The sequence below is a fragment of the Shimazuella kribbensis DSM 45090 genome (genome assembly GCF_000428065.1).
GTDB classification, from domain to species: Bacteria; Bacillota; Bacilli; order Thermoactinomycetales; family Thermoactinomycetaceae; genus Shimazuella; species Shimazuella kribbensis.
Genome location: NZ_ATZF01000006.1, coordinates 117,772 through 139,627 on the forward strand (window position 1 = coordinate 117,772; position 21,856 = coordinate 139,627).

Consider the following 21,856-nt stretch of genomic DNA (forward strand, 5'->3'; position numbering starts at 1 on the left):
CCGCCTGTTTTTTTCAAAATAATAGTAAATATTTTACTAATTTAGGGTAGAAATTGGTATAAATACCCAGTTATCATCCTTCCTATTAGACACCATTATAAAAAAATAACATTGTATTCGCAATCGCATTTATTGAAAATTAATCAGTTTTTATATTTTATTCTTTATATTTATAACAAAAATATAATAGTAACCTATACTCGGATCTATATTTCGAACATGTTTTATTTTTCAATAAAGTACTTATTATTCCTAGTTAATTATATAACTTTGACAAACAGGATCTCCCTGGTTCATTAGAATCGTGAGTTTCGGGCACTTCTTTTGATAATCCAAAATATAAAAATGGATTATAATTCTATTTTATGTATTTTATTTGTATTTTCTTCCCATCCTAAACCTTAAAAATATTGTTTACCTTTCCTATCATAAATTGTATAATTCATATATTTATAAGAAATAGTTAAGCGATAATATTAAATAAATTTATTAAATATGGTAGGATCAAAAATATTAGAATAGACAAAATGGAAGTAATTTATCTATTTTTTAAACAATTCTACTTTTTTTTCTAAAAAATATTGAAATGAGGTACATCCATGTCATCACATCTGAAAGACGATCGAGTCGGTATGTGGTATGCTGTCGCAGCTTATATATCTTGGGGAATTCTTCCTATATATTGGCACTTTCTAGAACAAATTCCCTCTCTCCAAATACTAGCTCATCGATTTATTTGGTCTTTTTTATTTGTCGCAATTTTAATAACAATGAGGAAACAATGGCCTCAAATAAAAGAGGTCTTCACTAGTGTAAAAACTGTATCAATGGTTTTAGCTGGAGCAGTTTTTATGTGTGCCAATTGGTTTATATATATCTGGTCTGTAACAAATGGACATGTGATTGAATCCAGTTTGGGATACTATATTAATCCTTTGATCAGCATAGCTTTTGGAATGTTATTTTTTAAAGAACGACTGAACCTTTGGCAAACCGTCTCCTTATGTCTAGCTTCGATTAGTGTGATTATTCTAACTATTAACTATGGTCAGATTCCTTGGGTTTCTCTTTCTCTCGCACTTACTTTTGCTTTATATGGTCTATTTAAAAAAGTAGTCCATGTAGGTCCAGTCGTCTCTCTCGCTTTGGAAACGATTATGATGATTCCAGTTGCAATTGCTTATTTGGGTTTTGTAGAATTCAACGGGACAGGCTCATTGGGTCATGTTTCTCCTTTCGTGATGATTCTACTTATTTGCTCTGGCGTGTTGACTGCCTTACCACTTCTCTGGTTTGGGATCGGACAAAAAAGAGTTTCGATGTTTACCATGGGATTTTTGCAATACATTGCACCAACCATTAACTTGATCTTAGGGATCTTCTTCTTCCATGAATCATTTACAACCGTGGAATTTGTGAGTTTTAGTTTCATTTGGTTAGCTCTCATCGTCTTTACATTCTCTCGCATGAAATTTATGAGAATTCCTATAAAGGAAGAGGAGCTCATAAAAGAAAACACCTAAAAACTCAGCTGTTTTAGCCGGCGTTGCATGACGAATCAATTGGATATTCATCGAGATGCCTCCTTTTTGTTTATAAAACCTTTTGACTTCTCTTTACTTGGTACTCCTATAAATGTTGGATGGCTGGTGTATTCCTACACCAGCCACTGAGGTTTATGATCTCTTTTTCTTATCTATTTTTTCTTATCCCCAGATACAGGAGAAACAGAATGAGGGAACTAATCGGGAAACCGATGAGCAATCCCAACGAGTTTTCATATCCTTGCTGCACCGCTTCATTTGCGAAAAGCCATTTTGCAAGTGCAGGCATGAGTTCGAAGCAGACGATGGAAAAAGTGGCAAAGGCAGCACCGATCATTTCTGGCTTCATTTGACGTTTTAGCATGTCAAAGAACAGAATAATGGCAATACCATAACCCAATCCAATCATCAGCACAGCCCCGTAGGCAAGAAAATCTCGCCCCTTCCACAACATGATCGTTCCACTAATGACCATGCTCATAGCGAAGATCATGCTAGTCTGTGTTCGAGCTGTCATGTAGCCGGCACACACTCTTCCCAATACGATGGCAAGCGTGATACCAATCGTCACTACAACCAAGAACAGCTCTTTTTCTTTGGACAACGGCTCACTGTAGGTGGTTACCACCGCAAAGACAGCAGCAATACCTCCTGCCATAACACCGTAAGGAATGGCAGCCAAAACGAAAAAGCTCCACCATTTCGGTTTGTCACCTTGCAGGAGAAAAATCTCCTTCTTTTTGCTGATAAAGAGACTCAACCAGATGTACAATACCATCGTGACGAATGCCACCAGCATGTACATCATATGGAAGGGAATCTGTTCCATTAGAAACAAGCCGCTATAACCGATCGCGAAGATACTGATGGTACCAGCTACTGAGTAGTAGCCCATCCCTTTCGCAAACTGCTGCTCTGGCACATCCGATTTTCTCGGAGCAGTGCTCTCCAGTACTTTGGCAACCAAGGAATCGCTAAAGGAAAACGTTACTCCTTGAACCATTCCTTGTACCACTCGAAGCCCCAAGAAAAGTGCTGGCACACTGACGACTCCATACATCAAAGTCGTAATGACCAACATGAAAATGCATGCATGGAGTGCATAAAGGTTGTTTACTCGACTGAGCAGCCATCCGCCTAGCACACGCCCGAACACCATGCCAATGAGGTATAGAGAGCTCATCAATCCAAGCTCTCGCTCCCATTCTCGCTCTTCCACAAGGATAGGTATGGTCATATTTCCAAGGAACATCAGCCCGCAGGTGAGAAAGTTCACACCTACAAACGGATAAAAAACGATTGGGAATGACCAATTCCGTTGAGAAAACATACGTTTCCTTTCCATCTGCTGTTTTCTGTAAGTCTATTATATCGGATTTGTGTGAAAAACGGATACCATTCTCAATTTCAAATCAAACCTCTTCGTCACCCCTATGCTCTCGTAAAATCTTTCGAGAATAAATATCTGCTTGTCTTACAATTTCAGGTATACGGCTAATGTTGCCCACTTGCTCTAAACTTAACCGAATAGCATCTTCTAAAGTTATATAGTTCCCAATGGAAACATAGACTGGCTTTACATTGGTTTGTGTTCGTACTATAGCCCCAATAACCTCTTGGTGATCGCGAATCAATTGATAATCTCCCTGATTCCCCCCCAATTCTTCATGTTCTCCTAACAGATAAGTTTTGGCTATACCAATTGTTGGTTTTTGTAGAAAAAACGAGGCATGAGTGGCAATACCCATCCTTCTTGGATGCAACATTCCATTCCCATCGAAAAAAACAACTTCTGGTTCGATTGCGAGCTTCTCCCATGCTTTCAAAATAAGCGGAAGTTCACGAAAGGCAAGCATTCCCGGAATATAAGGTTCATTTACTGTTTCACAATGAGAAACGATTTCTAAGATTTCTTTTGATTGATGATTCATAATCACGATGATTGCTGCTGCTTGATCCGATTGATACGCAAGATCAATCCCACAAACAATACTTGGTGTATGGGAGTGAGGTGAAAATACAATCTGTTTAGCAAATTCTGTTTGTATTTGTTTCTTTTGTTCATCCTTTACAGGGAAAGTATGTATTCTTTCGTATTTCATATGTCCTCCGCTAAATTCATTCTGTCTTTATTTCATTTTATACTACCAAGAATTGAAAATGTGGATTCTTCAACTATCTCATACTCCCTCAGACAATTTCATTTTAAAAAAATGCTCTCTTGATTCTATTGAATCAAGAGAGCACCCATTTTCTATTGCAGACCACCTAAAGTCACCCAAACTTGTTTTTGATCTTTCCTCACTTTATTTAATTTGATCGATACACCGTGTTTTGGAAGAATTTTTCCTCCATCTGGATTAAAAGGACTACTATAATCTTGTTGATCTGAAAATCGAGTGATACCTGTTTTGGATTTATATTTCATATGAACACCACCAAATTGAATATCAATTGGGGAAGTTGGATGAATATGAAAAGCTGCATCGTTTACTTGATAGCGTGTAGACCCAACTTTCCCATCACTCCAATAATGCCCAATTTGATGAGCATCCACTACACCTAAGAACCCCTCACCTGGATGGAATCCTGTTTGATTGTCTTCTCCAAAGCTGCCATCATAGTACCAAACTAACATTCCTGAATCGTAACTTAACAAGTTTTTCTCTCTTCGAATATGGGCCAAGCCTTTATCCACTCCATGATGGGTTCTCCACTCAATCAAATAATAGTTGGGATAAGCGACAGGTGAACCATCGAAAACCTGAAAGCCTTCTAAGGTAAAACGAGGCTCCCCTTCAGCATCATCTGCGAGAACAGGTTGTTCATCTGCTAACACCTGTATATTATCGACATAGAATCCTTCTAACACTGATCCTACATCTGTCACATAATGAAATGCCAACCGAACCCGATGACCAACCATAGAAGACAAATCTAAATTTTTCTGCACCCATTTTTTATCCGTCTTCCCTGTAAAAGATGCAATTTGCTTAGGCTCTTGCCTGTCATCTATGTATGCTTCTACATATAAAAAATCATAACCCGATTCGATTTCATACCATGTATCAAAAGTTAGTTTTGCTGAATTGTTTTTCGTTAAATCTATCGTTGGCGAAACTAGTTTCGTATGAAGCATGTTCCCTTTGGTAGAATAGTAAGATTTTTTCCCTAATGGTTGAAGAGGTGGAGAAATAACGCGATCTGGTAAATCTACTTTGATCATTTTCCCTTTTCTAGAATAAGCTACTGCTTCTCGAATCGGTAATGTTCGTGGATTTTGTAAATCTTCCAATTTAAAGGACTTGGGAACAGCCCAATTGCCACCATAGACACTCGCAAAATACAATTTATCCCATGGACTTAAACCAGAAGGCTCTGTATCTGGAATCACCCCTGTCCAACTACCATATGACATCAAAGACCATGCCTCTACAGGTGAACCTGTACCTGTATATCCTGTGTCATATTCGTCTGGCAACCCTAAGTTGTGTGCATACTCATGTGTAAAAACTCCCGTTGCTCCATCTTCTGGTTGAATAATATAATCATAGGCTTTTAAGGTCGTACCAGGAATCGGTCTTGGTTCAGGTCCTATTACAGATCGATGAGACCAAATCGAGTTATCTCCACCACCTGCTTCTTCCCCTTTCCCTGCGTGAACAACAAATAAATTATCGAGTAATCCATCTGCTTCCATCACATTTTCGTCGTCATCTAAGTCATAAGGATCACGTTGATCATACATCGCTTCTTTTCCAGCAATTTTACTACCTACACTTTGTAATGTTTCTTCTATTAGTTCCGTAGGATTGATATCATTTTGTGTATAATCTTCAGTTTTATGATGAGCTCCATAGTAGGCAGCAGGCTGTTTGGCTAGACTCCATTTGGTCACAACCCCATCCAAAGTCCAAGTCCCAGCAGACTGTTGCTGATAATATTGATGTGCAGTGATTAATTTCTTTTCATTCGACATGGTATATCCATTTTTACCAAAAAGTAGATTTTTGTAATGCTCAGGATTGAAATCTTTTGTCCAAAAACTACGGTCATCAGAAAAATTTATTTGATTGTGGAGTTGATCAGGAAACTCGATTAATGCAACGACTGCATTATCTTGATGAGGGAACGAAGGAAGATCTGTTTGCTCGGAAAGTTTATGTACACGCTGGATCACTTTTTGTCGCAACTTTTGTTGTTGAAGGTATACCTTTTCCCCAAAAGTGCTCGTTGTATCTATACCATCTGTTAAAAAGAATGGATTTTGCCTTTGCTCCAATTCCTGTTTGACGATTTTATCTATTTGTTCAGGAGTAGTAGAAGCTTTGATTTTCCCTTTTTTACGTAGGTATGTGATATAGCCTTCTTGATGGACTAATCCCTTATCCATATACATAAACTTCTTTTGTTTTTGTTCTTTTGCTTCAACATCGTGATGCAATATAAATGGCAAACAAGCGCAGCTTAGCAAAATGAAACAAAGTACGATCTTCCATCTCCGATTAGAAACAAATATAGAAAAACCACCTCTTTATATGTTCAACATTGGCTAGGTGGGAACGAGAGAAGATTCGATTGGATTTATTACAATATTTCATTTATTTATTATAAAATTAGCATCCTCTCTTCTTTTTCCATAATAGCGCATATAAAATATAACATAAATTTACAATTTTTCAAACTCAAAGCTTATGAAGGGTAACATCATTTGGCAATCTACTCATCCAAATAACTACGGCGGTGACAACAAAGCTGTCACCGCCGCTATGCATGATCCAATTTCATGCATTTTGGATTCGATCAACCCTTTGCTCTTGGCGAGTTCTGATTCGCCTTGATTGCTCGAGTAGGTCGATATGAGCAAAGGGTTTACAAGTTTGTCCAAATTACTTATACCAGACACACATTTGCTCGGTTTAAAGCTTTCGATACAATTAAGGATATGATGGGGAAGAGCTGAAATCTCTCCTATACACGAAGTTGCAAATTTCACTTTGACTTGTCTGTTTTCATTTTAAATAAGATAAATAAAAAAACCTCCCTCATATAACAGGGAGGATAAAATCTTATTTTTTATGCCGGCTACCTGGTTTTACAACAGGAACTCCATCTTTACAGAAAGGACAGTCTTCTGCTGGATAGCTCTCGATTTGTACTGCTTTTAGTGCGCGATATGTTACATCAAATGGATTTTCACCCTTGGTACGATCTACTAGTGATCCTACTCCGATGATCTTCGCTTCTCTTTCTTCTAACAAAGCAATGACTTCCTTTACAGAACCGCCTGTTGTCACTACATCTTCAATGACGAGGACTCGTTCCCCAGCTTCTACTTCAAAGCCTCGTCGAATCTGCATTTCACCTTCTTTACGTTCAGCAAAGATACAGCGTACTCCTAATGCACTCGCTACTTCATGCGCGATGATGACTCCACCTAAAGCAGGGCCCACAACAAGATCAATTTGTTGATCTTCAAAAAGTTTAGCAACGGCAATTCCTGCTTCCTTTGCCTCCGCAGGGTATTGAAGCAATTGAGCCATTTGCATATATTGGTCGCTGTGACGACCAGAAGATAATAAGAAGTGGCCTTTTTTCAATACTCCTGTCCGCTCGATTGCGGCTTCTAATGTCCAATTGCTCATGTTGTAGCCTCCTTGATGGATTGTAAAATGGTTTCATACGCTTGAACCGGATTTTCGGCTTTGGTAATCGGTCTGCCTATCACCAAATAATCTGCTCCGCGTTCGATTGCTTCGACTGGTGTTACGACACGTTTTTGATCATCTACCCCTGCTTCTTTTGGGCGAATCCCCGGTGTCACTGCTAGGAAATGAGACGAAGTTGCTTGTTTGATCGCCTGTACCTCGAGACCCGAACAAATTACCCCATCTGCTCCAGAGCGTTGTGCCAACTGAGCTAGATGAATAGCTGATTCAGTTACTTGAGCTCGTATTTGTAATTCATTGGTTAGCATCGATTGATCCGTACTTGTCAATTGCGTAACGGCCAAAATTTTGGTTCGGTGATCGGCTGTTGCTGTTTGTTCTACTGCTTCTCGTGCTCGTGATATCATGTGACTACCACCACTTGCATGAATCGTGAGCAAATCTACACCCAATTTGCTCACTGCTTTTACTCCTTCAAACACCGTATTAGGGATATCGTGAAGTTTGAGATCGAGGAAGACTTGATAACCTTCCTCTTTCTTTTGAGCAACCCAAGCAGGTCCTGCTTCATAAAACAATTGATAGCCTACTTTGATAAACGATTTTGGAAAAGAACGTAAAAATAATTCTGCTTCTTGTAAGGAATAATCCAATGCCACAATTACTTGTTTACTCATAATTCCTCCTACACCAAGACCGTTTGCTTTTTGGTAACTTTTGCTTCTTCGCCAATTGGTAGTGCATTTAAATGGATCGATTCCATCGTACTCAGTAATGCTTCTACTGTATCGAGCGAAGTTAAGCATGCAATGCCATGTTCTACCGCTTCTCGGCGAATGAGGAACCCATCTCTTTCTGGTGTTTTACCACGTGTCCATGTGTTTACAACCAAATCTGCCTCACCTGTTCGAATCATATCAAGGATATGAGGGGAACCATCTTTCAATTTGTTGACTCGTTGTACAGGAATACCTGCGTTTTCCAAAATGTCCGCTGTTCCTGATGTCGACACTACTCGATAACCCAGTTGAATAAAGCGCTCCATCAATGGAATCACTTCTTCCTTCTCTTTATCCCCAATTGTTGCTACTACTGTCCCAAATCGAGGTAGAGAAATACCTGCTGCTACTAAACCTTTGTAAACTGCTCTTGCATAATCGCGATCTCTACCCATGACTTCTCCAGTAGATTTCATTTCTGGACCAAGCATGATGTCTACTCGGCGAAGCTTAGCGAAAGAGAACACAGGTACTTTCACTGCTACTTCTGGTGTTTCGGGCCATAGTCCACCAGTATATCCTTGATCCGCTAAGCTTTCACCCAGCATAATTTTTGTTGCAACTTGTGCCATTGGGATACCTGTTACTTTACTCAAGAAAGGAACGGTACGGGAAGCACGAGGATTCACTTCTAGTACATACATCTCTTCTTGGAAGAGCACAAACTGGATATTGATAAGTCCTTTTGTATTCAGTGCTTTGGCAATGCTTGTTGTGATTTCAACAAGGCGTTGCTTTTGTTGATCCGTAATAAATTGCGGTGGATAGACTGCGATCGAGTCACCTGAGTGAACTCCAGCTCTTTCGATGTGCTCCATAATTCCGGGGATAAGCACTTCTTCTCCATCACAGATCGCATCAACTTCAAGCTCTTTTCCTAACAAATAGCGGTCAATCAATACAGGGTGTTCTGGATTTACTTTTACTGCTTCCACCATATAATCTCTTAGTTCACTTTCGTTATATACAATCTGCATCGCGCGTCCACCTAATACATAGGAAGGGCGAACCAGGACTGGATAACCTAAGTCTGTAGCAGTTTCCACTGCTGCTTCAATGGAAGTAACTGCTGCTCCTGGCGGCTGGGCTATATCTACATCACTGAGAAGCTTTTCAAATTTCTTGCGATCTTCCGCACGATCAATCTCTTCTAAAGAAGTACCGAGGATTGGAATGCCTTCAAAGCGTAAGTCTCTTGCTAAGTTTAAAGCAGTTTGGCCACCAAATTGAACGATTACACCGATTGGTTTCTCGCGTTCAATGACATTCATCACATCTTCTTTAAAGAGCGGCTCAAAGTAAAGGCGGTCGGATGTATTAAAGTCTGTCGAAACTGTTTCTGGATTGTTGTTTATAATCACTGCTTCATAACCCGCTTCGCGAAGGGCCCAAATCGCATGTACGGTAGCGTAGTCAAACTCTACTCCTTGTCCAATACGGATCGGTCCAGATCCAAGTACCAGTACGGTTTTCTTATCGCTTTTTTCTACTTCATCTTCTTGTTCATACGTAGAGTAGTAGTAAGGTGTAGAAGCGGAAAATTCTGCGGCACATGTATCTACAATTTTATAAACAGGTGTAATTCCAAGTTCTTTCCGTTTGTTGACTATTTCCTTACCTTTACTCCCAGTCAAACGAGCAATCGTCCGGTCTGTGAAACCCATTCGCTTGGCTGTAAGTAGAAGATCAGCGCTTAGTTCAGCAGTATCTGCTAACTGTAGTTCCAGTTGGATGATTCTCTCTAGTTTGATAAGGAAGAAACGATCGATTTTGGTTAGCTGGTGTGCCTCTTCCATCGAATATCCTCGACGGAACCATTCCCCAAGTAAGAAGAGACGTTCATCATCTACACGAACGATTCTCTTTTCCAATTCCTCCCGAGTCATATCCTTTGTTTCTGGTAAATAAAGATAGTCTGCACCGATCTCAAGGGAGCGAACTGCTTTTAGCAGAGACTCTTCTAACGTACGACCGATCGCCATCACTTCTCCTGTTGCTTTCATTTGAGTTCCCAAACGGCGATTGGCAGAAGAGAATTTATCGAAAGGCCAACGTGGAATTTTGCTAACTACATAGTCCAATGCTGGCTCAAAACAAGCATATGTTTGTCCCGTTACCGGGTTGATTAATTCATCTAAGGTATACCCCATCGCAATTTTTGCAGCGATCCGAGCAATTGGATATCCTGTCGCTTTAGATGCTAAGGCACTGGAGCGGCTCACTCGTGGATTCACTTCAATCACGTAATACTGAAAACTATGAGGATCAAGGGCAAACTGAACGTTACAGCCACCTCGAATATCAAGAGCACGAATCATTTTTAGCGCAGACGAGCGAAGCATGTGATATTCTTTGTCCGACAAAGTCTGACTAGGAGCAAATACGATACTGTCGCCTGTGTGAACCCCTACTGGATCAAAGTTTTCCATGTTACACACGACGATAGCATTGTCATTTGCATCTCGCATCACTTCATATTCTACTTCTTTAAATCCGGCAATACTCTGTTCGACAAGGCATTGCGTGATAGGACTTAGGCGAAGCCCATTCTCGACGATTTCGCGTAATTCCCCTTCATTGTTTACGATACCGCCACCAGTACCGCCTAGTGTATAAGCAGGTCGTACGATAACAGGGTATCCATTGGAGCTGGCAAAACGAACAGCCTCATCCGCAGTCTGTACAATATCACTTGATGGAACGGGTTCATTTAACTCATGCATCAATGCTCGAAATTGATCCCTGTCTTCGGCACACGTAATTGCACGAAGTTCCGTACCGAGTAATCGTACTCCTTCGCGCTCAAGAACACCTGCTTCTGCCAATTTCACTGCTAAGTTTAACCCTGTTTGTCCTCCTAAAGTAGGCAACAAACCATCTGGTCTTTCTTTACGAATGATTTGAGTGAGAAAATCAACAGTAAGCGGTTCAATGTACACTTTATCTGCCATATTGGTGTCAGTCATAATCGTTGCAGGGTTACTATTTACAAGAACTACTTCCATACCCTCTTCTTTCAGTGCTTGGCAAGCTTGTGTTCCTGCATAATCAAATTCTGCTGCTTGGCCAATTACGATAGGTCCTGAACCAATTACGAGGATCTTTTTTAATGTCGAATCTTTTGGCATGATTATTTCCCCTCCATCATTGTCATAAACCGATCAAACAAATAGCCAGAGTCAAGCGGTCCTGGTGCTGATTCTGGATGATACTGTACGGAAAATGCAGGTACTTCTTTGTGCTCTACTCCTTCAATCGTCCCATCATTCAATGCAAGATGACTTACTTTGAGTGCTGTATTTTCTAATGAGGACTCTCGAACGACATAACCGTGATTTTGCGCTGTTAAATAAGATCGACCAGAAGACAATTCTTTGACTGGATGATTACCGCCTCGATGACCAAATTTCAATTTTTCTGTGTCTGCTCCGCAAGCGAGGGAGAGCAATTGATGTCCAAGGCAAATTCCAAAAATCGGTACTTTACCGAGTAGGTCTTGAATGGCTTGTACAGATTCTGGTACATCTTTTGGGTCTCCAGGTCCATTGGAAAGCATCACACCATCTGGTTGATACTTTAAAATTTCTTCTGCTGTTGTATTATAAGGAACTACTACTACTTCGCAATCGCGTTCTATAAGTTCACGATGAATGTTATGTTTTGCGCCATAGTCTACTAAGACCACTCGTTTGCCATTGTTCGGAGATATTTGCACATTTTTTGTGCTTACTTGTGCAACTTGATCCGTACGAAGAGAAGCATCTTGCAATCGAGTCAGAAGCACTTCAACTGGCTCATCACTCGTTGTGATCATACCTTTCATTGTGCCATGAATCCGGATTTTTCTTGTCAACATCCTCGTATCGATATCAGAAATACCAACGATATGATGCATCGCTAACCATTCATGGATCGATAGTTCATTTCTCCAATTGCTCGCGTACTCTGCATGTTCACGTACGATTAAACCTTGGCAATGAGGTGTTAAAGATTCATTATCTTCACGATTAAACCCGTAATTTCCTATAAGAGGATATGTCATGGTAATCAATTCGCCGCAGTATGATGGATCAGTAACAATTTCTTGATAACCTGTCATACTGGTATTAAATACTACTTCTCCGATTGATTCCCCAGTTGCTCCAAATGAAATACCCATAAATACTGTTCCGTCGATAAGAAGTAATCGTGCTTTCATCCTGTTCACCCTCCGCATATGCAATCTGTTTCTATTCTGCCGTCCAAACAATTTTTCCATCTACAATGGTTAGCGTTGGCCATCCCTTCGTTTTCCATCCAACAAAAGGTGTATTTCTCCCTTTGGATAAGAAGGATTTTGGATCGATTTCTTGTTCTTGTTCCAAATCGATCACTGTAATATCGGCAAGCTGGCCCTCTGCTAACTTTCCATATGGCAAGTCAAACCGTTCAGCTGGTATGGTGCTCATCAGCTCCACTAATCGACGAAGGGTAAATTGCCCTGTTTTCACTAACTTGGTATATAAAAGGGGGAATGCTGTTTCCAAACCTACAATCCCAAATGGTGCCAGCTCGATTCCAGCCGCTTTTTCTTCTTCTGTATGTGGTGCATGATCCGTTGCAATAAAATCAATCGAGCCGTCTTGCAATGCAATAATCAATGCCTCGCGATCTTCCTTTGCTCGAAGAGGAGGATTCATCTTCCAGTTCGCATCCACATCTGGGATATCATCTTCGCAGAGTAACAAGTGGTGGGGGGTAACTTCTGCTGTTACTTTTTGACCACGTGATTTGGCTTCTTTGACTAAGCGCACAGATTCCTTTGCACTGATATGACAGACATGGTAGTGAACACCAGTATCTTCTGCTAGTAAAATATCTCGTCCAATATGAATCGATTCGGATAGACTTGGCATACCGGTCAAACCATGTTTTGCAGCAAATGCACCTTCGTGAACCACTCCGCCTTTGACCAGCGTGTCATCTTCACAGTGGGCAACAATAGGTAATCCGAGTTTTTTCGCTTTACGCATCGCTACACGCATCATTTGACTGTTTTGTACCCCTACTCCGTCATCAGAAAGGGCGAAAGCCCCAGCTTCTTTTAACGCTTCAAAATCGGTGTGTTCTGATCCAAGCTGACGAGTAGTAATAGCTCCAATCGGTAATACTCTCGCTTTTCCTGCTGCTTTCGCTTTCGCGAGAATTTCCTCGACCACTTCAACTGTATCAATAACAGGGCGAGTATTTGGCATACAAGCGATCGTAGTAAAACCCCCACGAACAGCTGCTGTTGCTCCTGTTTCAATCGTTTCTTTATGAGTATATCCGGGTTCACGCAGATGTACATGTAAATCAACAAATCCTGGAGAAACAAACTTTCCATCCAGATCAATGATCTCAGCATCGTTATCCTCTATATTTTCTCCAATTTGCTCAATTTGATTTCCATGGATAAGGATGTCACGGGTGAGCAACTCATCCCCTTCCGCTCCCAAAATACGACCATTTTTTAATAGTATTTTAGCCATCTGTTTTCCCCCTATTAATTTGCTCGCTTTCACGCTTTTAAAAAAAGTCTCTTTGCCTGCATGACAAAGAGACTTTTGGATCTTTCAAAAGTTTACCTTTGTCAGCCTCACAGGACCGCCTTTAAAAGGACTTATTCAAGTGTGTTGTTGTTTGATAGAAACTTCATCTGTTTGATGATCCGCTTCCAGTAAGGAAACTTGTACAATCTCCCGTTTGGAAGTTGGAACGTTTTTCCCCACAAAATCTGGCCGAATCGGCAACTCTCGATGACCACGATCTACCAAAACTGCAAGTTGAATCATCTCTGGCCTACCTAGATCTATCAATGCATCCATCGCTGCTCGAATCGTTCGACCAGTATAGAGTACATCATCGATCAAAACGACTTTTTTTCCCACAATACCTGGGACATTTGTATCTCGCAACTGTGGCTCATCATTTTTTTCCGTCAGATCATCTCGATACAAAGTAATATCGAGTTCTCCAATGGGTACTTCTTGGCCCTCAATCTGCAAGATCCGCTCACGTAAACGCCTAGCTAAAAATACACCACGTGTTTTGATCCCTACTAGCACTGTATCTTTTACACCTTTGTTGCGTTCGATGATCTCATGTGCAATTCGAGTAAGTGCTCGACGGATCGCCGCTTCATCCAAAATTAATTTTGTGGACAATGGAACGCTCCTTTTTGGGTAATAAAAAAAATTCTTGTCCACACTGAACAAGAAGTACGTCATAGTACTATCTCCGCATCCTTGCCAGCCTCACAGGACTGTGTTAAAGGTTCCTTTTAAACTAGAAGTATTATCACCCATTTATACTACTTTTGTCAAATGGAAATAGACCATGTGAAAAAATCTTATTTTTCCAAAACCTACAATGCTCGAATCATCTGTCGCTTTGTCCATCCATAATAAACCGTTCCAAGAACGAAATAGATCAGCCATATCCACAGAAAACTAACATAGACCGGACGGTCTAACAAAAAACTAAACAAATGCAATGCTACAATCGAATGAATACTACCAACTACAAATGGCAAGAGAAATAAAATCTGGATCTGCCTCACCAATATCATTTGTCCTTCTTTTTCATGTAATCCTAACTTACTTAACAAAGAAAGTTGATGACGCTCTACTGGCAACTCAATGTACAATCGAAAGAACAAAATGCTACCTGCTGCTAAAAAGAATAAAAGACCAATAAAAACACTGACAAACAACAAGGGAGAAAATAAGTTTTGAAAAAATGTTTGTACGATAAACGTTCCATTGACTTGCATCTCATCTTTTTGTTGTAGATGATACATCTTTTTCAGATCAGACAATAACCCTTTCGTCTTTTGATAATTCGTAAATTGGTATGCCTCAACAGACAAAACTTCGTTACCTTTCTTTAGTTTTTGAAATGTATCATCGGCTACAGCCCACATCAGTCGTGTTTGATCATGTTCGTTGAAAAGGATACCTTGTACACTATCTGACCATTTCCACTGATAAGACAACTGATTATGGTGTTGAACCGAAAACAGATCCGATTTATTCTGTTTCTTGTCTTTCGCCCATGCGCCGCTGTTTTTCACTTGCACTACTTCTCCAGAACCGATCAAGACCGTTTCTTGATTTGCTTGCTTGAGTAATACATTTAAAGCGGAGTTATCCATGACATATACAGTAGGGTTGTTCTTATTTTTCGCTCGATCTGTTGTTTCCATCTGTATGATCGAAAAATGAATATACCTTTGTAAACGCAAACCATTTGCAGCTATTTTTTGCTGCATTTGGGAGGGATTGATGGGGCTATTGATCATGCTTACATGATAGGGAGCCTGTTCTTGAGCTACTTTATCTGCTTCCATATAGTAAGTGATACTTACTCCTACACTTGTCAAAACGATACTCGTAAAAATCGTAACAAGAAATAAAATATTAGCATTATCTTTCAATCGAAAGCGAAGCTGTGAAAATAGAAACATATTGATTTTACGGTAAAACCACTTAGGCATTTTTTCGATCAGGCTAATTACAACAACACTCAATTGAGTATAACCAAGATAGGTTCCAATTAAGATCATGACAAGAATAATCAAAAAATATTTCATCATACCTGCAAACGAGATAGTAAAGGAAAGCATATAGGCCATTAGGATACAAACCAAGGAAACAACCACTAGCCAAATGGAAAAAGTGGGCCTCTTTTTCTCTTGTACTTTTTCTCGTAAGACTGCATTAATGGATTGTTTTTGAATCGAATACCTACTCCACCAAGATAAAATCAGAAAGAGACAGAGAAAGAAAAAAGTCGTAAACATGATTGCCACAAATGAAAAGTCGAATGGTATAGGATTTGGTATATGCAAGATATAAGAAATAGCTAATAAAAAAAATTTCTCACTGATTAGTCCTGCAATAACTCCAACCAGAAGTGCTAGAAAACCAACGAAAAGGTTTTCCCAAAATAACATACGAACAACTTGACCTACAGGCATCCCCAATACCTGCAAAAGTCCAATGTCTTGTTTTCGATTTCGCAAAAATGCAGATTGTGAATAACCAATAAATAAAAAAGCAAAAATAGCGACAATACCTTCCACCATATACAACAAAAATACAAATTGCTCAGGAATGAGCTTATTATCTAAAATAGGATGAAAGAGCAAGGAAGCATATAGAAAAAAGACCCATACCGCAAAAATACAACTCAAAAAATAAGCTTGGTAGCTATTTCGATGGTGTTGGATATTTTTAATTGCGAAGGCTTTTAACGTCATGAATTTCTCCTCCTAAGGTCGATTGAACCAGTAGGATCTGCTCATAAAACGCTGACCTTTCCTCTCCGCAATATATCTCATTTTCTAAATGGCCATCTTTGATAAATAAGATACGGTCACAGTAACTTGCTGTAACTGCATCATGTGTAACCATAAGTACAGTAGCTTGTTCTCTGCTATTTAACTCCACTAAAACTTTCATCAACGATTTAGCGGATTTGGAATCCAAATTACCTGTTGGCTCATCCGCCAATACGAGAGAAGGTCGGTGGATCAATGCTCTAGCAGCGGCAACTCGTTGTTTTTGTCCCCCTGATACTTCATATGGGTGTTTTTCAAGTATTGTATCTATTCCAAGATATGTACTGATCCCTTGTACTCTTTGTTCCATCTCTGTAATGGATCTTTTATTTAATACAAGCGGAATTAAAATATTCTCTTTTAGGGAAAGAGCATCCAGAAGCTGAAAATCTTGAAAAATAAACCCAAGCTTTTCTCTGCGAAAATCAGCGAGCTTCGTTGTGTTCATCCCTACGACATTTTGACCATCAATCTTCAATTCTCCAGAAGTAGCTTGCTCAATCGTTCCTAAGATCTGCAATAACGTAGATTTTCCACTTCCTGAAGGCCCCATAATTCCCACAAATTCACCTTTGTTGATGGAAATATCAAATTGATCCAATGCTTGAAAGGAAGCTGTTTGTGAGGAGTTTCCATACGTTTTACTAATCTTCTTTGCCTCTAATATCATGTGAAAAACCCCTTTCATTTCCTTCAAGTCTAGCAGTATCATATTATTTTAGGCATCGATTTTCCTTTCAATAAACACCGTTGGCCTTACATTTTTGTCACCTTCTGAAAACGGATATGAAAGGTAGTCCCAGAACCTACTTTTGATTCTACTTCATAGGAATGATGCAAGTTCTCCAAAATGACCCGAACCACATACAAGCCCATTCCGGTCGCTTCAGCAAATCTTCGCCCATTTTCGCCTGTGAAAAACGCATCAAATATCCGAGGAAGATCTTGCTTGGGGATACCAGGTCCCTCATCTGTTATTGAAAGTAATATTGTATTTTCTTCTTCTGTAATAGAGAAACGAAGATATGCCTCTTCTTTGATCTGTATGGTGTATTTCACTGCATTTTGTATCAACTGCTCCAATATAAATTTTAGCCACTTCGGATCTGTGATCACTTCTAAATTTTGTGTTTGCTCTTCTATTTTGGGGAAAATATGACTGCGAATAAATAACCTGCGTTTCTCGTTGATCACTTCGCGAATGATATCGGCTATATAAAGTCGTTTCACTTGATAATCAGAGACAAAATGATCCAAACGAGCCATCGTCAAAGCCAAATCAAGCCCGTCGTCTATCTTTTCTACTTCTTCTAAAAGTGTGGTTTTCTGTTCATTATCATATTGTTGAGACAAGAGAGATAGTGTTGCCACAGATGTTTTCATTTGATGAATCCAAATATGAATAAATTGCAAATGGCGTTGATGAATTTGTTCTAACTCAACATGTTCTGCTTTAACCGTTTTGTACATATGTTGATAAACGTCCCAAAATCTTTGAAATTCCATTGGGCTGTTCTTTGGTGTTTCCATTCCAAGCTGTTTGTCTATTAACAATTGATCCAACTTTTGATAATGAGGAACATAACGAAACCCTTGCCAGAGAAGAAAACCCAAAAGGATGCTTGTAATCAGCAAACAACCATATGCAAATAAGCTCCAATCAAAAACCGTTTTATAGCCTGAATAATAAAATCCAATGGCAAATAATACATAAAGGGTTGTACCCGTTACGTATACCAAGCCAATCAAAGGAAGCTTTGTTCGCAAATAAAAAAGGATGGATTTACGCATCTTTTGACCCCGCATCCACGAATAAATAGCCCAATCCTCGCTTGGTTTGGATTTGATCTTCTAAAGCCCATTGCTGTAATTTTTTGCGTAAACGAGTCACATTCACCGATAAAGTATTATCATCTACAAATGTTTGATCATCCCATAAAGCTTCCAAACATGTATCCCTAGACAAAATTTTGCCTTTGTTCTCTATAAACAGTCGCAATAATTTCCACTCATTTTTGCTAAGTGTCTGTGTTTCTCCTCGATACAATATTTCCATTTGAGGAATGGATAAAACTAACTCGCCTGATTGTAATTCCGCGGGCTGTGATAACTCCGAAAAATCACCATATGATCTGCGCAACAAAGCTTTGATTTTTGCATGTAGTACTTCCAGATGAAATGGTTTTAGCATATAATCATCTGCGCCATTTTCCATTCCAAGTACTTGTTCCATCTCACTAGAACGAGCAGATAACATGAGAATAGGGATACTTGACCTCTCTCTTATTAATTTGCAGATATGGTAACCATTTTGATAAGGTAAATTGATGTCCAATATAAGAAGTTGAGGATTTACTGTTTCGAATTCCTTAAGGATAGCCGTAAAATCTTGAACAATATGTATGTGATAACCGTATGGCTCTAGATACGAACAGATCGCCTCTGCTATTTTCCGTTCATCTTCTACTATGTATATGGTATACACTCCATAAACCTCCACAATAGTTAACTATTTTCCATGATGATAGGGTAACAAACATCAAAAAAAATAGCCAATTCTGAGGGAATTAGCTTTTTATCTCATCACTTGAAAGAGAGCTTCGCTTATTTATTACGTAGCTGTGAACCATCCAAGCAAGGGAAATCCACATTACAATTGTTATGACACCGTTTTCTCCTGTTATATATGTCCAATAAGGTTGCTTTACATAATATAGCGTAGCTAAGAAACCACGGATATGATTAATCAGAGCATGACACAATACTACAGGCCAAATACTATCACTCGCGATACGAATCCACCCCAGCAAGTAGGAAAGGGGGAATATCATGATCGTAAAGAGCAACAGATTCACCCACATATTTCCTGTTTCCGTGTAGGCAACCAGCAAGAAAAATGGAATATGAAAGATAGCCCAACAAATTGCCGTAATCCATAAAGCTTTTTGCGTGCCTACTTCCTTGATAAGCCTGGATTGCAAATATCCTCTCCATCCGATCTCCTCTCCAAGTGCAAACAGAATAGGACCTAGTAGAAAACCAAAAGAGAAATATATTTTAGCTACGAATAGTACACGATCCCCTTGTGTCATCGCCATTTTTGTGATTGTTGGCAACTGTACCACACCGAATGCCCATGCCACTAAAAAACTAACTATCAACAGGAAGACTACTACGACCACCCATAAATAACCCTTCCATGTTCCGATACGAAAAATACCGAGTTCTTTCCATTTTCCTTGGCGTTTTGCAAATAACACAACAATCATCGCTACGAACATGGGCAAGGCTTGGCTAAGTGCCTGCAAAATAGGATTGGATGAAGAAAGAAAAAGAATCGTCAAACCAATCGTCCCCACCATAAAAATCCAAACTTCCATCGATAGTTTCCTCATTTTTTTGTCTCCCCTTTCAGATTTATCTTTATCTTAGGGCAGACAGGAGAGATCAACCATCGATCTAGCTTTCATTTCTTCGAGAAAGATTGCAGTTTTGTAAGATTTCTAAAAACGATATTTCTATTCCTTAAATTTACATATAAACACATCCTCTTTAAAAAACCCCTTTTTCTTATGCCGTATTCTATTCCCAATTTGCTTATTCCTATAATATAATGAAAATTAAATCACACCTTCGACACAGGAGTTATCGTGACTGAGACGGAACGCATGGAAATCGATGGTCTCGCCACCATCCAGATCGACGACGGCGTCGTAACCATCTGGCTCGACAAGAAGCTCGACGGAACCGTCGACTTCACCAGCTCGGACATCAACTACTTCCTCAAGAACTGGAAGCCCGGTGACGTCTACTATCGCAGCATCGAGGACACACCTGAGTCCTTCCGACGGATCGCAGTACTGCTCGAAGAGCTCTCCGGTCACCCGAACGGCGCACTGGCTCTGAGTCAGCTCAGGGAGACTCTGCCGAAAGACCACTGGCACCTGCATGACTTTGTCCGTCCCAAGGACACTGGCTCGGCAAGGTTCTGCTCTTGGTTGCTGCCTTCCGCAACGAAAAAAAAACAGACACATGTTGTGTACAACTTCGGTAATCTGCGGCGGTACTTCTGCTGGTGGCACTACGCGTCGGCCATCCCTATGTTGGCCTTTTTCATCGGGCTAATCTATCTGCAGACGCACTTCATGCCCTGGATGATCTACTCGCCGCTGACAGGAACCATCGAGCTGGGAAAGAAGACCAGCATGGTGGCAGCCATCGCTGGCCTCGTGCTTCTGGTAGTGATCGACAACAAGCTCGGTACTTGGCAGAAGAGCACAGGCTACTCGCCGTTCACCAACAAGGCCGCCATCTACGAAGAGCAGGCATTTCGCGAGGGAGCGGAGGACTGGAGGACCTGGGAGCGCTTCCGTAGCTGTCTGTCGTTTGGTCTGTTCCACCTGCCGTCTCTGTACTATGTGTTCGGCATGTTCCTGCCGCACGTGATCATGGGTAGCGTGTTCATGGCCATCTACCTGCGTACCTTCCGACGCACTAATTGTCGTCGTACGGCTGTACTGGCAGCATCGGTGTTCCACGTTGTGTACAACCGAGTGACACTCATCGTGATCGCTTTGGTGGTACTCTTCGAGCTCGCGTTGCCGGTACTCTTCTGATCCAGAAGGTGTGGTGCCCCCGTGTACGGAACACGGGGGCACTGATTTTATTTACACAATTTCACATCTCTGGCAATTATGCATTATGTTGAGCATATGCTTGAGCCGAAACATATAAAAAATACGAAAGTCCCGTTTGCTGATTCTCCAACATCGATCGATGAAAATCATCCTCTAAAAAAAATTTCGTCTGCTCTACAAACTGAGCATCACTCTCTAGCAAATGTTGGGCTTTTAAATAAGCCACATGTTCTCCAACCGTCTGTAACACTTGTTCATCATTAAACTTTGTTCCTTTTTGTAAAGCTTCGATCATCTTATTTGTAAAATGAGCAGCTTCTGCTGCGGTTTGATTGAGTTTGTCTACTTCCATTTTCGGTTGTTCATCTAACACAGAATACCCATATGTCTCTTGTAAATGCTGATCTTGTTCCTCTAATGCCTCTCTCCACTCTGCCTCACTCGTGAATCCTTTAAATAAATCCTTTTTCTCCATAGTTTCTCCCCTTTTCTCATAATCAATCGATTTAGTAATCGTGTCCAATAATTGATCGAGCCTATCTCTACGCATAACTAACAATTTTTTCTGATCTTCTAGTACCTTTTGCCTAATCGATTCATGATCCAACAACTGCTTAATTTCCAGTAATGAAAAATCCAACTCACGGTAAAATAAAATTTGCTGCAATCGTTCTAGTTCTTTCATGCTGTACAATCGATACCCGGCATCGGTTATTTTTGCAGGAATAAGCAGTCCTATCTTGTGGTAGTGGTGTAATGTCTTCACTGTTATATGAGACATCTCTGCCATTTCCTTTACGGTAAAATACATCGCCTCTCCCCTTTCTCCTTGAGCATAAATCCTCCCCTAAGGTAAGAGTCAACC

At 40.2% G+C, this 21,856-nt stretch carries 17 protein-coding genes; 2 read left to right on the plus strand and 15 right to left on the minus strand.

Features of this window, described 5'->3' with window-relative positions; translation table 11 throughout:
- The first annotated feature begins 599 nt into the window (after window positions 1-599).
- On the plus strand, window positions 600-1,523 hold the full coding sequence (rarD, locus tag A3GQ_RS0110905) for an EamA family transporter RarD (RefSeq protein ID WP_028777077.1): 924 nt from the start codon (window positions 600-602) through the stop codon (window positions 1,521-1,523).
- Between the two features lie 169 nt (window positions 1,524-1,692).
- Here rarD and A3GQ_RS0110910 read toward each other — a convergent pair whose 3' ends face one another.
- From A3GQ_RS0110910 to A3GQ_RS24135, 14 genes are all read right to left on the minus strand, one after another.
- Window positions 1,693-2,889 carry an MFS transporter gene (locus A3GQ_RS0110910; protein WP_083964194.1) on the minus strand — a complete coding sequence of 399 codons (1,197 nt, stop codon included), beginning with the start codon at window positions 2,887-2,889 and terminating at the stop codon, window positions 1,693-1,695.
- Between the two features lie 67 nt (window positions 2,890-2,956).
- Window positions 2,957-3,646, minus strand: a complete 690-nt coding sequence (locus A3GQ_RS0110915) for an endonuclease V (protein WP_028777079.1) — start codon at window positions 3,644-3,646, stop codon at window positions 2,957-2,959.
- Window positions 3,647-3,798: 152 nt separating this feature from the next.
- Window positions 3,799-5,937: an immune inhibitor A domain-containing protein gene (locus A3GQ_RS24120; RefSeq protein WP_169818282.1), complete on the minus strand. Its 2,139-nt coding sequence runs from the start codon at window positions 5,935-5,937 to the stop codon at window positions 3,799-3,801.
- Window positions 5,938-6,613: 676 nt separating this feature from the next.
- Complete coding sequence (gene pyrE / locus A3GQ_RS0110925) at window positions 6,614-7,189, minus strand: orotate phosphoribosyltransferase (protein WP_028777080.1); 576 nt, start codon at window positions 7,187-7,189, stop codon at window positions 6,614-6,616.
- Window positions 7,186-7,890, minus strand: a complete 705-nt coding sequence (pyrF, locus tag A3GQ_RS0110930; protein WP_028777081.1) for an orotidine-5'-phosphate decarboxylase — start codon at window positions 7,888-7,890, stop codon at window positions 7,186-7,188. The genes pyrE and pyrF overlap by 4 nt, the downstream gene beginning before the upstream one ends.
- An 8-nt stretch (window positions 7,891-7,898) precedes the next feature.
- The gene (carB, locus tag A3GQ_RS24125; protein WP_051271610.1) at window positions 7,899-11,120 is read right to left on the minus strand and encodes a carbamoyl-phosphate synthase large subunit; all 3,222 of its coding nucleotides are present in this window, start codon (window positions 11,118-11,120) and stop codon (window positions 7,899-7,901) included.
- Between the two features lie 2 nt (window positions 11,121-11,122).
- Window positions 11,123-12,190, minus strand: coding sequence for a carbamoyl phosphate synthase small subunit (locus tag A3GQ_RS0110940; protein ID WP_028777082.1), 1,068 nt, complete (start codon window positions 12,188-12,190; stop codon window positions 11,123-11,125).
- A 31-nt stretch (window positions 12,191-12,221) separates the two neighbouring features.
- Window positions 12,222-13,502 (minus strand): dihydroorotase, encoded by a 1,281-nt coding sequence (locus A3GQ_RS0110945; RefSeq protein WP_037464654.1) that lies wholly within the window; start codon window positions 13,500-13,502, stop codon window positions 12,222-12,224.
- A 135-nt stretch (window positions 13,503-13,637) separates the two neighbouring features.
- Complete coding sequence (gene pyrR / locus A3GQ_RS0110950; protein WP_028777084.1) at window positions 13,638-14,177, minus strand: bifunctional pyr operon transcriptional regulator/uracil phosphoribosyltransferase PyrR; 540 nt, start codon at window positions 14,175-14,177, stop codon at window positions 13,638-13,640.
- 200 nt (window positions 14,178-14,377) lie between these two features.
- Window positions 14,378-16,273 (minus strand): FtsX-like permease family protein, encoded by a 1,896-nt coding sequence (locus tag A3GQ_RS0110955; RefSeq protein ID WP_028777085.1) that lies wholly within the window; start codon window positions 16,271-16,273, stop codon window positions 14,378-14,380.
- Entirely contained in the window at window positions 16,248-17,024 is a 777-nt protein-coding gene (locus tag A3GQ_RS0110960; RefSeq protein ID WP_051271612.1) for an ABC transporter ATP-binding protein, read from the minus strand. Before A3GQ_RS0110960 ends, A3GQ_RS0110955 begins: the two co-directional genes overlap by 26 nt.
- 86 nt (window positions 17,025-17,110) lie before the next feature.
- Window positions 17,111-18,145 (minus strand): sensor histidine kinase, encoded by a 1,035-nt coding sequence (locus A3GQ_RS24130; RefSeq protein WP_051271613.1) that lies wholly within the window; start codon window positions 18,143-18,145, stop codon window positions 17,111-17,113.
- A complete protein-coding gene (locus A3GQ_RS0110970; RefSeq protein ID WP_028777087.1) occupies window positions 18,138-18,839 on the minus strand; it encodes a response regulator transcription factor in 702 nt (233 codons plus the stop codon). The genes A3GQ_RS24130 and A3GQ_RS0110970 overlap by 8 nt, the downstream gene beginning before the upstream one ends.
- 82 nt (window positions 18,840-18,921) lie before the next feature.
- Window positions 18,922-19,749 (minus strand): CPBP family intramembrane glutamic endopeptidase, encoded by an 828-nt coding sequence (locus tag A3GQ_RS24135; RefSeq protein WP_051271615.1) that lies wholly within the window; start codon window positions 19,747-19,749, stop codon window positions 18,922-18,924.
- 255 nt (window positions 19,750-20,004) lie between these two features.
- Between A3GQ_RS24135 and A3GQ_RS26955 the strand changes: the two genes are divergently transcribed.
- Window positions 20,005-20,970 (plus strand): hypothetical protein, encoded by a 966-nt coding sequence (locus tag A3GQ_RS26955; RefSeq protein ID WP_156877665.1) that lies wholly within the window; start codon window positions 20,005-20,007, stop codon window positions 20,968-20,970.
- Window positions 20,971-21,046: 76 nt separating this feature from the next.
- Here the strand turns inward: A3GQ_RS26955 and A3GQ_RS0110990 are convergent, their stop codons facing one another.
- Entirely contained in the window at window positions 21,047-21,802 is a 756-nt protein-coding gene (locus A3GQ_RS0110990; protein ID WP_028777090.1) for a MerR family transcriptional regulator, read from the minus strand.
- Between the last annotated feature and the right edge of the window lie 54 nt (window positions 21,803-21,856).